This is a genomic window from Planotetraspora mira, from assembly GCF_016863275.1.
Lineage (GTDB): Bacteria > Actinomycetota > Actinomycetes > Streptosporangiales > Streptosporangiaceae > Planotetraspora > Planotetraspora mira.
Genome location: NZ_BOOO01000004.1, coordinates 151409 through 166951 on the forward strand (window position 1 = coordinate 151409; position 15543 = coordinate 166951).

The window sequence follows — 15543 nt, forward strand, 5'->3', positions numbered from 1 at the left end:
GGACGGAGGTCCGGGCGGCTCAAGGCGGTTGAGGTCAGCTCTTGGCGAGCAGCGACCGCAGGACGTACTGCATGATGCCGCCGTGGCGGTAGTAGTCGGCCTCTCCGGGGGTGTCGATCCGCACGACCGCCTGGAACTCGACGTCGCCGGCCCTCACCGTCACGGTCGCCGGCGTCGTCCCGTCGTTGAGCGCCTCGACTCCGGTGATGTCGAAGGTCTCCTCACCGGTGAGTCCGAGGGAGGCCGCGGTCTGCCCCTCGGGGAACTGGAGGGGCAGCACGCCCATGCCGATCAGGTTCGACCGGTGGATGCGCTCGTAGGACTCCGCGATGACCGCGCGGACACCGAGCAGCGCGGTCCCCTTGGCCGCCCAGTCACGGGACGACCCGGAGCCGTACTCCTTGCCCGCGAGGACGACCAGCGGAATCCCCGCCGCCTGGTAGTTGCTCGAGGCGTCGTAGATGAACGCCTGCTCGCCGCCCTGGGTGAAGTCGCGGGTGAAGCCGCCCTCCACACCGTTGAGCAGGAGGTTCCTCAGCCGGATGTTGGCGAAGGTGCCCCGGATCATCACCTCGTGGTTGCCGCGGCGGGAGCCGTAGGAGTTGAAGTCCTTGACCTCGACGCCGTGCTCGCGCAGGTAGCGACCGGCCGGTGAGTCCGCCTTGATCGAGCCGGCGGGCGAGATGTGGTCGGTCGTGACCGAGTCGCCGAGCAGCGCCAGCACCCGCGCGCCGGCGATGTCCGTCACCGGCTCCGGGGACGCGGGCATCCCGTCGAAGTACGGCGCCTTGCGGACGTAGGTCGAGGCCGGGTCCCACTCGAAGGTGTTGCCGGTCGGGATCGGCAGCGACTGCCAGTTCTCGTCGCCCTTGAAGACGTCGGCGTAGTCCCGCAGGAACATGTCCTGGCCGATCGACTCCGACACCACCGAGGCGACATCCTCGGGCGCGGGCCAGATGTCGGCGAGGAACACCGGCTTGCCGTCCGAGCCCGTGCCGAGCGGCTCGTTGTTCAGGTCGATGTCCATCGTGCCGGCCAGCGCGTAGGCGACGACCAGCGGCGGCGACGCCAGGTAGTTCATCTTGACGTCGGGGTTGATGCGGCCCTCGAAGTTGCGGTTGCCCGAGAGCACCGCGGTCACCGCGAGGTCGGACTCCTGGACGGCCGCCGAGATCTCCGGCTCCAGCGGGCCCGAGTTCCCGATGCACGTGGTGCATCCGTAGCCGACGAGGTTGAACCCCAGCTTGTCGAGGTACGGCGTGAGGCCGGACCGCTCGAAGTAGCCGGTGACGACCTGGGAGCCGGGGGCGAGCGAGGTCTTCACCCACGGCTTGCGCACCAGACCCTTGTCGACGGCGTTCTTGGCGAGCAGCGCCGCGCCGAGCATGACGTACGGGTTGGAGGTGTTGGTGCACGAGGTGATCGCGGCGATCGTGACCACGCCGTGGTCGATCTCGAACGTCGTGCCGTCCGACAGCGTGACCGGGGTCGGCCGGTGCGGGCGCTCACCGTTGAGGTGGGCGGGGTGCGGCACGTCCCCGTTGCCGCCGTGCGAGATCGCCGGCGAGTCCGAGGCCGGGAACGACTCCGCGGAGGACTCGTCCGTGGGGCCCTGGATGCTGTCGCCCTGCACGTAGTCGCGGACGGCCGCCCGCCACGCCGACTTCGAGTCCGTCAGGGCGATGCGGTCCTGCGGGCGCTTGGGCCCGGCGATCGACGGGACCACGGTCGCCAGGTCGAGCTCGATGTACTCCGAGAAGACGGGCTCGGCCGACGGGTCGAGCCAGAGGCCCTGCTCCTTGGCGTACGCCTCGACGAGCGCGACCTGCTCCGCGGAGCGGCCGGTCAGCTTGAGGTAGTCGGTCGTCTGCTCGTCGATCGGGAAGATCGCGCAGGTGGAGCCGAACTCGGGGCTCATGTTGCCGATCGTGGCCCGGTTGGCCAGCGGGACGCTCGAGACGCCCTCGCCGTAGAACTCGACGAACTTGCCGACCACGCCGTGCTTGCGCAGGATCTCGGTGATCGTGAGCACCAGGTCGGTGGCGGTCGCGCCCGCGGGCAGCTTGCCGGTCAGCTTGAAGCCGACCACCCGCGGGATCAGCATCGAGATCGGCTGGCCGAGCATCGCGGCCTCCGCCTCGATGCCGCCGACGCCCCAGCCGAGGACGCCGATGCCGTTCTCCATCGTGGTGTGGGAGTCGGTGCCGACACAGGTGTCGGGATACGCCTTGCCGTCCCGGGTCATGACCACACGGGCCAGGTGCTCGATGTTCACCTGGTGGACGATGCCGGTGCCCGGTGGGACGACCTTGAACTCGTCGAAGGCGGTCTGTCCCCAGCGCAGGAACTGGTACCGCTCGCGGTTGCGCTCGTACTCCCGCTCGACGTTGCGGGCGAAGGAGTCGGGGTGGCCGAAGTAGTCGACGATGACCGAGTGGTCGATGACCATCTCGGCGGGTGCGAGGGGGTTGATCCTCGCCGGGTCGCCGCCCAGGTCGCGTACGGCCTCCCGCATGGTGGCCAGGTCCACGACACAGGGGACGCCGGTGAAGTCCTGCATGATCACGCGGGCCGGGGTGAACTGGATCTCCACACTCGGGGTGGCCCCCGGGTCCCAGCCCGCGATCGCACGGACGTGGTCGGCGGTGATGTTCGCGCCGTCCTCCGTGCGTAGAAGGTTCTCAAGCAGGATCTTCAGGCTGTACGGGAGGCGCGCCGACCCCTCGACGGCGTCCAGCCGATAGATCTCGTACGACGCGTCACCGACGCGGAGCGTGTCACGGCTGCCGAAGCTGTTCGCGGACACGAAGGATCGCCTCCCCAGGTTTCCGGGCTTGTCTCACGTTGTATGCATCCTGCCGCACCTGCGGTACGCGCCGGGCAACGAGGTGCGCCTTACGCGTTGGATGTCTCGACATCAAGATATCTCGGAAGATATCTCGACATCAAGTTACTAGCTAGTACGCCGGACCTGATCAGGCGGGGATCAGGCGAAGACAGAGCAGGGCGACCACCGCCACGGACAGGGCCGGGCCGAGAATCTTGTTCTCGAAGGTCTTCCCGGTCTTGATCCCGATGTCGAACGGCAGCAGCCACCGCGTCTTGATGGGCCAGAGCACGGGGCACCCCCGCTCGGTCAGGCAGTCGCCGATCACGTGCGCGAGACAGCCGACCCCGATCGCGAATCCCAGCCAGGAGTACGTGACGCCCAGCATGTGGAACAGGATGAACATCGCGGCGGTGAGGGCCACGTTGACCACGGCGGAGGTGATCGTGCGACCGGGGACGCCGATGCCGATGGCACGCAGGGCCAGGCCGATCATCAGCACGATGAGGACGTCACGCCCGATCGGGGAGTACTGCCCCAGCAGGTGGGCGCCGACGCCCGCGAACGCGGCGAACAAGAGGGAATGAGTGGCGTGGCGGTGCCCCCCGCTGACGAAGTTGACGCCCTTGCTGAGCAACCAGGTGGCCGGACCGAAGGTCTGCGCGATGGTCGCGCTGGGATGGTCCAGATCGGGCAACATGGCCGCGCCCGCACAGACGACGGCGCCCGCGATCAGCTCCGGCGGGCTCAGCACCGTCCCCGTCACCGTGGCCAGTTCCGGCGAGGTCAGACCAGGTAACGCTATGAGTGCCGGCGTGACCGCCAGCCAGACGACAGCCCCACTGAGGGCATGGGAATGCCCCATCATGACAAGATCACGGCGGAGATCGTACGGCACCGGGCCGACAAAATCACCGAACCGGTCATTTGCCGCGTGTCGCCCGATATGGGCGAGGACCCCGGAGATACAGCAGACGGGATTGTTCCTCTCCGAGAGCACCCCCCAGCCCTCTCAGAGCAGAACAATCCCGTCTGCTGGAGATAACGTGCCGGTCTCAGGTCCTGTTCCCGTTTGGGCGGATATTCTCGTGATCTGCGTCACTATCCCCCTCGTTATCCGATTCGGCTGCTCGGCGCAGTTGCACCGCCGTGATGTTCCACAGGAACGGTACGGTCAGCGCGGCCACCGCCACGGCGAAAACGGCGAAGGCCACGCGGAGGCCGTAGACGTCGGCGAGCACTCCGGCAAGCGCCGCGCCGAGGGGCAGCGTCCCCCATCCGAGCAGGCGGGCCGCCGAGCCGTACCTGCCGAGGAGGTGGTCGGGCACGAGCGCCTGGGCGATCGTGCGGGAGTTCACCGTCCAGAGGGTGCCGCCCATCCCCCCGGCGAACGCGGCGACGCCGACGGCCCAGGCGGCCGGGAACACCGCGGGGACGACCATCATGAGGAAGGTGCCGACCAGGTCGGCGAACAGCGCCCATCGCACGCCCAGCAGCCGGTTGACCACGGCGACCAGCCCCGCGCCCGCGAGCCCGCCCAGGCCGATGGCGCTGATCAGCAGGCCGTATCCGCGAGGCTCGGCCTCCAGCACCGCGGTCGCGTAGGACGGCATGAGCGCCAGCCACGCGCTCCACGCTCCCGCGAGAACGGTGATGGTCAGGGAGAGGGTCCGCAGCAGCCGGTCGCGCCACAGGAAGCGCAGCCCCTCCCCGATCTCGGCGAGCATGCCCGCCACGCCCTCCCGCGCCCCGGGCTCAGGCCCGGACGTGGGCCCGACGGCTCCCCGACGGACGGGCCGGAACGAACCGGCGAGCAGGGCGATCAGCACGGCCCCCGCGGCGAACGCCCCGGCCGAGGACCCGAGGGCGAGCGCGGCCCCGACGCCCACGAGCAACCCGCCGACCGCGGGCCCGCAGAACTCGTTGGCCAGGGTCTCCACGCCGGCGATCCACGCGTTCGCCCTGGCCCGGCGACGCCGGGGGACGGCCGCGGGCACGATGGCGCCGGTGGCCGTGTTGGCCACGACCTCGGCGACGCCGATGACCAGTCCCGCCGCGTACAGGGCCGCCATGGACAGCCCGTCGCCGGTGGCGACGACGAGCAGGGCCAGCGCCGCGGCCAGGCGCACGAGGTCGGCGAGGATGATCAACCGCCGCCGGTCCGCCCGGTCGGCGAGCACGCCCACGGGAAGCGAGACGAGCAGCCAGGGCAGTGTGAGCGTGAGCCCGACGACGGCCACCTGTCCAGGAGTGCCGCCGAGCCCGACGGCCAGCAGCGGCAGCGTGATCTTCAGGACGCCGTCGGCCATGTTCGTCGTCGCCGTGAAGGCGACCAGCACGACCTCGTTGCGGCCGGGGCGCGCTCCCTCCGTGCCCGGGGACGCGACCAGGGCCTGACCCGCCGGTGTGTCGCTCACGGCACTCCCAACCTTCTATCCACTTAGACGGTTAGAGGCTAACCGTCTAAGTGGTTTGATGGAAGACATGAAGGCAGGGTGATGAACATGACCGAGCCGTCCCGGCATGCGGCGCTGATCCGCGACTTCGCCAACACGGTGGACGTCGAGGAGGGCACCGACACGATCACGTCGCCGGAGGGTCTGGCGGCCTGGCTGCGGGAGCAGGGGCTCTCCCCCGGCGGAGTGGACGAGTCCGCCCACCGGCAGGCGATCGTCCTGCGCACCGGCCTGCGGGCCCGGCTGCTGGCCAACAACGCCGGGGCGGCCGATCCGCGGGCGATAGAGGCGGCCCAGGCCGTCCTGGACGGACTCCCGCTCAGGGTGCTCCTCGGGACGGAGCACGAGCCGGGCGAACCCTTGCGCGGCGCCGGGCCGCTCGCCGCGATCGGCGCGGCGTGGGCGCTCGTCGTGGCCGGCGGGGAGTGGCGGCGCCTCAAGCAGTGCCCGGACCATTCGTGCGAGTGGGTGTTCTGGGACGCCACCCGGAGCCGCACCCGGCGCTGGTGCACGATGCGGGTCTGCGGCAATCGGGCCAAGTCGCGGGCGTACGCCGATCGCCAGAAGGCGGCACGCGACACCTAGATCCGGGCAATCACGAGATTTGGGGTTGTTCTTTAGAACGATCGCGATATATCTTTGAAGCATCAAGAGATAGTCGAGACCGTTCGAAGGAGGACGACCATGACAACGCCTTTCGTCATGGACGGGCCATGGGCCCATCGAGATGAGTTCCGCCGGTTACGGCATGCGCTGCGTGCCGCCATGAGAGGAGCAGCCATGTGGCAGGACGAGCATCACAATCCCGGTCCGCACGAGCATCGGCACAGGGGCGGCCACCGGGGGCGCGGCCCGTGGGGCGGCTTCGGGCCGGGCGGGCCGTTCGGACCGGGAGGACCGTTCGGACCGGGCGGCACGCCGTTCGGCCGGGGGTTCGGCAGGCCCAGGAAGGCCAAGCGCGGTGACGTCCGCGCCGCCATCCTCGCGCTGCTCGCCGAGGAGCCCCGCAACGGATACCAGATCATCCAGGAGATCGCCGAGCGCAGCGAGGGCGGCTGGAAGCCCAGTCCCGGCGCGGTCTACCCGGCTCTCCAGCAGCTCACCGACGAGGGCCTGGTCCGCACCGAGGAGACGGACGGCCGCAAGACCTTCCAGCTCACCGAGGCCGGCCGCGCGTACATCGAGGCCCACCCGGACGAGGTGCGAGCACCCTGGGAGGACATGACGCCGGACATCGGGGACAACGTCCACGAGTTGTTCGACCTGTCCCGCCAGGCCGCCTCGGCCCTGTTCCAGCTCGCGCAGACCGGGACCGACGGCCAGGTCAGGCAGGCCAAGCAGGTGCTGACCGAGACCCGGCGCAAGCTCTACCAGATCCTCGCAGACGGCGACCCAGCCGGGGAGTGACGGCAATGGCCTCTCAGGACGAGATGCGGATCGGCGACAAAGAGCGCGACGAGGTGACCCGGAGCCTGCACGACGCGTTCGTGCAGGGCCGGATCACCCGCGACGAACTCGACCAGCGCCTCGACGCCACCCTTTCCGCCCGCACCGTGGGCGACCTCCGGCAGATCACCGCCGACCTCCCGGGCGCCTACGTGCCGTACGGCTCGCGCACCGCGCATCGCGACCCCGCCCCCGGACCGCACGGAATGCCGTGGGAGGGCGGGCCGCCCTGGCGCCGGGATCACGGAGACCTCGCGACCTGGGGAGTGCACCTGGCCGCGGCACGCCGGCGGGCCCACCGCGGGCACACGCACCGGGGCAGGCCTCCGATCCCGTTCATGGTCATCGGGGCCCTGGTGGTCCTCGCGGTGCTGACCGGTACGGCATGGCCGCTGTTCGCCGTGATCAAGGTCCTGTTCTTCGTCTGGCTGATCATGGCCGTGGCAGGCCTGATCCACCATCGCCGGGGTCACGGCCACCGGCGGTCCGGAATTGGGTCTTGAACAACCGGGCCCCAGATGATGACTTGGCGAGCGGGGCCTGTCTCGGTCGGCTGCAGACACGTCGCGACAACGGTTCCGGCCGCGTGACCTCCGAGCAGACGGCGGAGCGGGCGCCCGCTCCGCCGGCCGTCTCGCGAGGGGAACCGGACAGGTGCTGCTGCCACGGGTCAAGCGGAGGCACGAGCCGCACCGGCTCGACGACGGCACCGTGCGCATCGGAGGCGAGATCTACGGGCTCGCCTCGGAGATCACCGATCCGCTCGGGGGGGCGTGGGCCGCGCTGTCCCTGATGGACGGCACGCGGACGCCCGACGACATCGCCGAGATCATCTGCGGCTCCGTGCCCGGCCTCTCGGCGCCGGAAGCTCGGGAGATCGTGAGCATCCTGATCGATTCCGGCCACGTGGAGGACGCGTCCGCCCGGGTGCCCGACGAGATCAGCGTGCGGGAGCGCGATCGGTACGGCAGGAGCCAGGCGTTCTTCCACCTCGTCGACCTGACCCCGCGCCCACACGCCTGGGAGGCCCAACTGCGCCTCAAGAAGGCCCGGGTCGTGGTCCTCGGTCTCGGCGGCACCGGCAGCCACGCCGCGTGGGCGCTCGCGGCGACCGGAGTCGGGCGCATCCACTGCGTCGACGCCGACGTGGTGGAGTTGTCGAACCTCAACCGGCAGGTCCTCTACACCGAGGACGACATCGGCCGCATGAAGGTCGACATCGCCATGGAGAGGCTGCGCCAGCTGAACTCCGACATCGAGATCACCGGCGAGAGCCGCAGGGTGGACGGCGAAGCGGGCTTCCGGCGCCTCCTCGAGGACTGCGACGTGCTCGCGTTGTGCGCCGACGAGCCGCGAGGCCGCGGCCTGGCCGAAGGGATCAGCATCTGGGCCAACCGCATCTGCGCGAGCTTGGGCGTTCCCTGGGTCGGCGGTGGATACAACGGCCCACTGGTCACCGTGGGAACGTTCGAACGCGGGCGCGGAGCCTGCTTCGAGTGCCTCATCGAGGGGGAGGCCCGCAGGCGGCGGCCCGATCTTCCCGTGGACCTCGGAGGGCCGGGTGTGATGGCCATATCAGCCGGAATCTCCGGTCAGCTGGTCGCCCACGCCGTGATCTCCTTGATCACCGGCGTGCCTCAACCCACGACGGGAACGTTCCTGGGGCTGAACCTCATCGCCCCCGAACACCACGTATGGGTCCGCCACCCGCCGCGCCCCGACTGCCCCGTGTGCGCGCCCTCCGGCCTGACCGCGTGAGCGGTACGGAATTGGGTCTTGACCGGTCGTGGCCCACGGCGAAACATCAACCTGTCGCTTTCGGGGGGAACGGGCGCGGCCACACCGAACAACGGAGGGCGAGATGCACCCGACCGAGGCAGAGCCCGAGCCAGAGGACCGGAACGAGCGGCAGGCCACCACGAAGATCCTGATCAGAAAGCTGGACACGACGGAGACGACCGTGTGCAGCAACTCCACAGGGAACTGAAGACCACCACGTTCGTCAGGACGAACCGCGGCGAGGTTCCACATCCGGGCTGGGGCCTTGACGCGGGTCCCACGACTCGATCTCGGCGTATGCCGGAGGAGACCCCATGCCCGGAGAGGCGATCGAACGCGTCAGACAGGTCCCAGGAGAGATCCTGCCCGTCGCCGACTACCTCGCGGAATTCTACGAGTGCTTCCAGGACGTCGAGGGAGTCGTCTGGAAGCTCGAACGAGCGCAACACTTCCACGAGCCGGACGTGCCGAGCTGGGTCGCCATGATGGAGGGCGACTGGGGCCGCGCCCTGACGCTGATCGAGGAGATGCGCTTCGCCCGCGACCTGCCGTCCCAGATCCAGCTCCGCCGTCTGCGGATCGTGGAGACGCCGCTCACGCCGTACATGCACTGGGAGTTGGTGCTGCTCGCGGCACGGACCCGCGCGGGTGAGCGGGCCCGGGTGCTGCCCGCGCCGGCGGTGCGGTGGCTGGAGCGCGCCGCCCCGCTCCCCGAACTGGTGGTCCTGGGGCCCGATCTCATGTACGAGGTGCTCTACGACCGGACGGGCGCCCACACCGGAGGGCGGCGGATCACCGACCCCCTCGTGATCGGGGAGTGCGTGGGCATCATGGCCGAACTGTACGGCGCGGCAGAAGAACTGCTCGACCACTACGAGCGGGAGGTCGCCCCGTTGCCACCACCGGTGATCAGCCCGGTCTCCTCCTGAGCGCCGGGGCGCAGGCGGGCCATCTCCGCGGCGATGGCCTCCAGCCGCCAGTGGGCGTTGAGGCCGCTCGGGTTGGGCAGGACCCACAGGGCCGCGCCGCCGACCACGTCGTCCTGCGGGCCGATCGCCGCCCTGGGCCGGCCGAAGGCGACGCGGTAGGCGGACACGCCGGCAACGGCCACCACCCGGGGGCCGTGCTCCCGCACGAGATCCGCGAGCAGCACGCCGCCCTCGCGGATCTCCTCGGGCGTGAGCTCCTCGGCCCGTGCGGTCGCCCTGGCCACCAGGTTGGTGATGCCGAGGCCGTACGACGGGAGCAGTCCCTGCTCGTGCGGCGCCAGCCTGCGCGGGACCAGGCCCGACAGGTGCAGCGCGGGCCAGAAGCGGTTACCCGGGCGGGCGAAGTGGTGGCCGGTCGCCGCGGAGTACAGGCCCGGGTTGATCCCGCAGAACAGCACGTCGAGGCCGGGCCCGATCACGTCGGGGATGGTCGCGTCCCTGGCCGCCTCGAGCTGGGCCTTGGTCGGAGGCATGACCAGATCGTAGGCCTCACCGCCTCACCGGTGCGGGGCGAGGTGGTGAGGCCCGCGATCACCGGCCCCTACGGGTCACAGGCGCGGGTCGACGGGCTCGGACTCCAGCGCGAGCACGGCGAACACCGTCTCGTGCACGCGCCACAGCGGGTCGCCCTCGGCCAGGCGGGTGAGCGCCTCCAGCCCGAGGGCGTGCTCGCGCGACGCCAGCGACCGCTTCCTGCCGAGGAAGCGCCCCCGCAGGTCGCCGAGCGACTCCGTGTAGTCCGGACCGTAGATGATCCGCAGGTACTCGCGCCCGCGCACCTTGATCCCCGGCTGCACCCGGCCGGGCGTGTGCTCGACGGGCTTGACGACCATGCCCTCTCCCCCACCTGCGGTCAGCTCCGACCACCAGGCGACCGCGGCCGCCCGCTCCTCCTCCGAGTCCAGCGACACGAACACATGCCGGGTCGGCGCGAGGATGCCGGAACTCAGGCGCCCAAGGACGTCGAGGTGCCAGGAGTGTGGTTCGAGCACGGCCGTCGCCCGGCCCTCGCAGGCGAGGATCTGGAACGGCGCGAGCCGTACGCCGTCGAGCCCGGAAACCGGCCAGCAGTACCGCGCATAGGCGTCGCGGAACAGGGCAGCGTTGTCGGCACGGCGTCGGGTGCGGTCCAGTAACCCGCCTACATCCAGGCCGCGCCCGGCCGCCGTCTCCAGGAGCGCCACCGCCTCGGGCAGGGCGACCCGCGCCGCGGCGCCGACGGAGGCGTACTGGTCGCGGATCAGCCCCTCCGCCTTCGCCGACCAGGGAAGCAGCTCGCAGTCGAGCACCAGCCAGTCGGTTCCCAGCTCGTCCCAGAGCGGGCTCACCGCCTCGCGGAGCCGGTCGACGAGCTCTCCGGTGAGAGCGTCGAAGAAGGGCCGCCCGGTGCGCGTGTAGACGCTGCCGGTCGTGCCGTCCGTGACGCCGAACCGTTTGGCCGCCGCCTCGGGAGTCCTGGCCAGTACGGCTATCGCCCGCGAGCCCATGTGCTTCTCCTCGCACACGACGCGGGACACTCCGGCCCTGGCGTACTCCTCGAACGCCTGGTCCGGGTGCTCGAGGAAGCCGTCGAGCGCCGAGGTCTCCGGCGGGGCCATGGTCGGCGGAAGGTAGACGAGCCAGCGGGGATCCACGGAGAACCGGCTCATGATCTCCAGCGCCGCCGCCGAGTTCTCCTCCGCGATCTTGACGCGCCCGCCGTACCTGGTCTCCACGTACCGCGTGCCGGTCACGTCGCCGATGTCGAGGACTCCGGGGTCCCTGGCGTACTGCGACGTGAGCGGCCTGACCGGCTCGTACCAGACCTTCTCCGCCGGGACCGAGACGATCTGCCGCTCGGGGTAGCGGAGCGCGGTCAGGCTTCCGCCGAACACGGCTCCCGTGTCCAGGCAGATGGTGTTGTTGACCCACTCGGGCTCCGTGGTCGGCGTGTGGCCGTAGACGACCATCGCGCGCCCCCGGTACTCGTTCGCCCACGGGTACCGGACCGGCAGGCCGTACTCGTCGGTCTCGCCCGTGGTGTCGCCGTAGAGCGCGAACGAGCGGACCCGGCCGGACGCGCGCCCGTGGTAGGCCTCCTTGAGCCCGGCGTGCGCGACGACGAGGGCGCCTCCGTCGAGCCGGTAGTGGCTGATGAGGCCGTCCATGAACGTCTTCGCGGCGTCCCGGAAGTCCTCGGGCTCGGCGGCGAGCTGCTCCAGCGACTGCTCCAGGCCGTGGGCGACCCGGACCTTGCGCCCGTTGAGCGCGCGGACGAGTTTCTGCTCGTGGTTGCCGGAGACGCACAGCGCCGTCCCCGCCTCGACCATACCCATGACCAGGCGCAGCACGCCCGGGGTGTCGGGGCCGCGGTCGACCAGGTCGCCGACGAACACGGCCGTCCGTCCTTCGGGGTGGACGGCGCCCGTGGGCGTCACCGTCCAGCCGAGGGTCCGCAGCAGGGTCTCCAGCTCGGAACGGCAGCCGTGGACGTCGCCGATGATGTCGAAGGGACCGGTGAGCTCGGTCCGGTCCGACCACGCCCTCTCGTAGGCGATGACGGCGTCGTCGATCTCGTCGCCGCGCAGCACGTGAACCCGGCGGAAGCCGTCCCTGTTGATCTTGCCGAGCGAACGGCGCAGGTCCTTCTTCTGCCGGGTGACGACGTGCGGGCCGAACGCACGGTCGGCCCTGGTGGCGTTGCGGGCGATCGCCACGTCCTCAGGGACGTCGAGCACGATCGCGTCGACCAGCACGTCATGGCTCTTGGCCAGCTCGATGAGCTGCTTGCGGGCCTCCCACTGGACGTTGGTGGCGTCGACGACCGTCAGCAGGCCACGCCTCAGCCGGGTGCCGACGATGTAGTGGAGGACGTCGAAGGCGTCGGGCGTGGCCGACTGGTCGTTCTCGTCGTCGGAGACCAGGCCACGGCAGTAGTCCGAGGAGATGACCTGAGTGGGCGCGAAATGCCGGGCGGCGAATGTCGACTTCCCGCTGCCCGAGATCCCGACGAGCACCACCAGTGCCATCCGCGGAACACCGATCTCAATCACGACAACCCCTCCCACAACCCATTAGTGGTGATCATGCACACCTTCGCCAAATCCCCCACCCACCAGCCCCAACCTCCCCCGTGATCATGCACACCTTCGTGATCACGCCGTCCCACGTGCGCAAACGCTCCCCGTGATCATGCACAGGTTCGGCGGCACCCGGCCTGACCAGCCCAAACCCCCGTCGTGATCATGCACGGATTCGTTCTCGCGCGGTCCCACCTGGCCGAACTCATTTCGTGATCATGCACGCACCCCATCGGTGCCAGATCACGAAGGACATCTCCGCAGCCAGAAGCGGGTGCGCACGAATCCGCGCATGATCACGACCCGCGTCCGCGCTGGTCAGGGGGTGATTCCACAAACCCGTGCATGATCACCACCCATGAAGGGGCAGGTCGTCGGCATGATCACCGAACCTGTGCATGATCACGGCGAAAGGGGTTGGGGGGTTGGGTGGGGAGGTGGAATATGGCCATCTGGGTGGGCGGGCCCACTTCTGGGTCGTCCTCCCCCACTGGCCTGAAGGTCACCTCGTACCCGTACGCCTCGCAGACCCCCGCCGCCCACGTGGTGAACTCGGCCCTGGTCCACTCGAACCGGTGGTCCGGATGACGCCTGTGCGAGGGCCCGCCATCCGTACCCGCCAGGCCTTCATATCGAACGTTGTACTCCACGTTGGGCGTGGTCACGACGACGTGGGGCGGCCTGGCCACCCCGAAGACCACCCGCTCCAGAGCGGGAAGCCGCGGCGGATCGACGTGCTCGACGACCTCCATGAGAACGGCCGCGTCATGTCCGGCGAACCGGGCGTCCGTGTACGTCAGCGACCCCTGGAACAGCTCCAGCCGCGCCCGCTTGGCGTCCGGCATGCGCTCCAGCCTGAGCTTCCGCGCGGCTATGGCGAGCGCCCGCGCCGACACGTCCACTCCTGTGACCTTGGCGAACGACGGCCGGCCCAGCAGCGCCGACACCAGTTGCCCCGGACCACAGCCGAGGTCGATCACGGAGCGGGCGCCGATCTCCTCCAGCACCGACACGACCGCGTCACGCCGAATGGTGTTCAGTGGTGTACGCGGCTCGGGGACCGGAAGCGTCTCAGCCACACCATCGGCGTCGTCGACGGCCGGCGCCTCCGTGACCTCCTCCTCGGAGGGCGGCTCCAGCGACTCCTCGACGTCGTCGCCGATCTCGGCCAAGCGGGCGAAAGCCGTACGGGCCAGGGCCCAGCGGCGGCCGAGGTAACGGCGCGTGATCAGCACGCGCTCCGGATGGGCGCCCAGCCAGCCCCCACCGGCCCGGATGAGCTTGTCCACCTCGTCGCCCGCGATCCAGTAGTGCTTGGCGTCGTCCAGCACAGGAAGCAGCACGTAGAGGTGGTTGAGCGCGTCGGCCAGGCGAACCTCGCCGCGCAGCGTCAGCCGGACATAGCGCGAGTCGCCCCATTCCGGGAAGTTCTCATCGAGCGGCACGGCCGTCGCGTCCACCTGCCAGCCGAGGGGCTCGAACAGCCTGCGCGCGAGATCGGCGCCGCCCCTGCAGGGCAGCGCGGGCAGGCCGAGTTCCAGCGGGATCGGCCGGTCGGCGAGCTCCTGCCGGGAGGCGCACCGCCCGGTCCTCGCCGTACGGAACACGTCGGCGAGGGCGACCGCGAGCAGCGACGACGCGGCGTACGGCCGGTCGTTGACGTACTGCCCGAGCGAGAAGTCGGGCGACGACTTCCCCCGGGATCGGACGAGCCGGATCGGATCGACCTCCAGCAGCAGCGCGGCCGTGCACCGGTGCTCGCTCGCCTCGGGATACAGGACGCGGGCCGTGCCGAACGACTGGCCGAACTCCTGCACGCGGTCTGGATGCTTGTGCAGGAGGAAGCCGAGGTCCGTGGCCGGCGACAGGGTCGTCGAGATGGTGAGGAGCACCCGGCAAAGTGTGCCGGATGCCCCTTTCGTCCGCGACCGATTTGTGCCCAGAACGTGCCGAGCGTTCCCCAGACGCGGGGTACGGCGTCCGCCGCTCAGACGTGCGGCATGACCTCGGCGGCGAGCAGCTCCAGATGGTCGAGGTCGGCCAGGTCGAGCACCTGGAGGTACATCCGCTCCGCGCCCTGCTCGGCGAACTCGCCGATCTTGTCGATGACCTCCGCCGGCGTCCCGGCCACCCCACTCCTGCGCAGCCCCGCCACGTCTTGGCCGATGGCCTCGGCCCGCCGGGCGATCTCGGCCTCGTCCGTCCCCACACAGACGGTCTGGGCGGCCGACAACAGCACGGCGTCGCGCCCGGCCTCCTCACACGCCGCCCGTACCCGGGTGTAGGCGGCGCCGGTCTCCTCCACGCTCCGGAACGGCACGTTGTACTCGTCGGCGAACCGGGCGACCAGCCGGGGTGTCCGCCGCGCGCCGGCGCCGCCCAGGATGATCGGCGGGCGCGGGCTCTGGACAGGCTTGGGCAACGCTGGAGAGTCCACCAGGCTGTAGTGGGTGCCCTCGAACGAGTAGGGCTTGGTGGCGGACCAGAGACCGGTGATGATCTCCAGCTGCTCCTCCAGCCGCTCGAACCGCTCACCCACCGCGGGGAACGGGATGCCGTACGAGTGATGCTCGTCGTCGAGCCAGCCGGTGCCGAGCCCGAGCTCGACCCGGCCGCCGCTCATCTGGTCGACCCCGGCGACGCTGATCGCGAGCGGACCCGGGAACCGGAAGGTCACAGGCGTGACCAGCGTGCCCAGCCGGATGCGCGAGGTCTCCCTCGCGAGGCCCGCCAGCGTCACCCACGCGTCCGTCGAGCCGACACCCGGGTCGCCCGGGCCGATCCGCTGGTAGTGGTCGGACCTGAAGAACGCGTCGAAACCCAGCCGCTCGGCCGCCTGGGCGACCCCGAGGAGATCGTCGTAGGTCGCACCCTGCTGCGGCTCAGTGAAGATCCTCAATTTCATCCGCCCATTATCGCCTCCGCTCCAGAGAGCGATTGCTAAAGTGCAAGCCTCCTGTGCGCAACGTAGTCACAAGACGACTGAG

The 15543-nt window shown here is 70.2% G+C and carries 13 protein-coding genes; 6 read left to right on the forward strand and 7 right to left on the reverse strand.

Features of this window, described 5'->3' with window-relative positions; translation table 11 throughout:
• Positions 1-34: 34 nt before the first annotated feature.
• The 3 genes from Pmi06nite_RS04240 to Pmi06nite_RS04250 form a co-directional block, all read right to left on the reverse strand.
• Positions 35-2806 carry an aconitate hydratase gene (locus tag Pmi06nite_RS04240; protein WP_203951493.1) on the reverse strand — a complete coding sequence of 924 codons (2772 nt, stop codon included), beginning with the start codon at positions 2804-2806 and terminating at the stop codon, positions 35-37.
• Between the two features lie 169 nt (positions 2807-2975).
• Entirely contained in the window at positions 2976-3692 is a 717-nt protein-coding gene (locus tag Pmi06nite_RS04245) for a metal-dependent hydrolase (protein ID WP_239113625.1), read from the reverse strand.
• 190 nt (positions 3693-3882) lie between these two features.
• Positions 3883-5244: an MFS transporter gene (locus Pmi06nite_RS04250; protein ID WP_239113627.1), complete on the reverse strand. Its 1362-nt coding sequence runs from the start codon at positions 5242-5244 to the stop codon at positions 3883-3885.
• Positions 5245-5331: 87 nt separating this feature from the next.
• Between Pmi06nite_RS04250 and Pmi06nite_RS04255 the strand changes: the two genes are divergently transcribed.
• The 6 genes from Pmi06nite_RS04255 to Pmi06nite_RS04275 all read left to right on the forward strand — a co-directional run bounded on the left by Pmi06nite_RS04255 (position 5332) and on the right by Pmi06nite_RS04275 (position 9437).
• On the forward strand, positions 5332-5868 hold the full coding sequence (locus Pmi06nite_RS04255) for a CGNR zinc finger domain-containing protein (RefSeq protein WP_203951495.1): 537 nt from the start codon (positions 5332-5334) through the stop codon (positions 5866-5868).
• 99 nt (positions 5869-5967) lie between these two features.
• On the forward strand, positions 5968-6690 hold the full coding sequence (locus tag Pmi06nite_RS04260; protein ID WP_239113629.1) for a PadR family transcriptional regulator: 723 nt from the start codon (positions 5968-5970) through the stop codon (positions 6688-6690).
• 5 nt (positions 6691-6695) lie between these two features.
• Positions 6696-7232 (forward strand): DUF1707 SHOCT-like domain-containing protein, encoded by a 537-nt coding sequence (locus Pmi06nite_RS04265; protein WP_203951496.1) that lies wholly within the window; start codon positions 6696-6698, stop codon positions 7230-7232.
• 151 nt (positions 7233-7383) lie between these two features.
• A complete protein-coding gene (locus Pmi06nite_RS04270) occupies positions 7384-8487 on the forward strand; it encodes a HesA/MoeB/ThiF family protein (RefSeq protein WP_203951497.1) in 1104 nt (367 codons plus the stop codon).
• 103 nt (positions 8488-8590) lie between these two features.
• Entirely contained in the window at positions 8591-8716 is a 126-nt protein-coding gene (locus tag Pmi06nite_RS42515; protein ID WP_275409548.1) for a hypothetical protein, read from the forward strand.
• Positions 8717-8822: 106 nt separating this feature from the next.
• Positions 8823-9437, forward strand: coding sequence for a DUF6879 family protein (locus tag Pmi06nite_RS04275; protein ID WP_203951498.1), 615 nt, complete (start codon positions 8823-8825; stop codon positions 9435-9437).
• Here the strand turns inward: Pmi06nite_RS04275 and mug are convergent.
• The 4 genes from mug to Pmi06nite_RS04295 form a co-directional block, all read right to left on the reverse strand.
• Positions 9380-9970, reverse strand: a complete 591-nt coding sequence (gene mug / locus Pmi06nite_RS04280; RefSeq protein WP_203951499.1) for a G/U mismatch-specific DNA glycosylase — start codon at positions 9968-9970, stop codon at positions 9380-9382. The genes Pmi06nite_RS04275 and mug overlap by 58 nt on opposite strands.
• 75 nt (positions 9971-10045) lie before the next feature.
• Positions 10046-12529, reverse strand: a complete 2484-nt coding sequence (locus Pmi06nite_RS04285; protein WP_203951500.1) for a polynucleotide kinase-phosphatase — start codon at positions 12527-12529, stop codon at positions 10046-10048.
• A gap of 410 nt (positions 12530-12939) precedes the next feature.
• On the reverse strand, positions 12940-14448 hold the full coding sequence (locus tag Pmi06nite_RS04290) for a 3' terminal RNA ribose 2'-O-methyltransferase Hen1 (protein WP_203951501.1): 1509 nt from the start codon (positions 14446-14448) through the stop codon (positions 12940-12942).
• Positions 14449-14543: 95 nt separating this feature from the next.
• A complete protein-coding gene (locus Pmi06nite_RS04295) occupies positions 14544-15461 on the reverse strand; it encodes an LLM class F420-dependent oxidoreductase (protein WP_203951502.1) in 918 nt (305 codons plus the stop codon).
• Positions 15462-15543 lie beyond the last annotated feature (82 nt).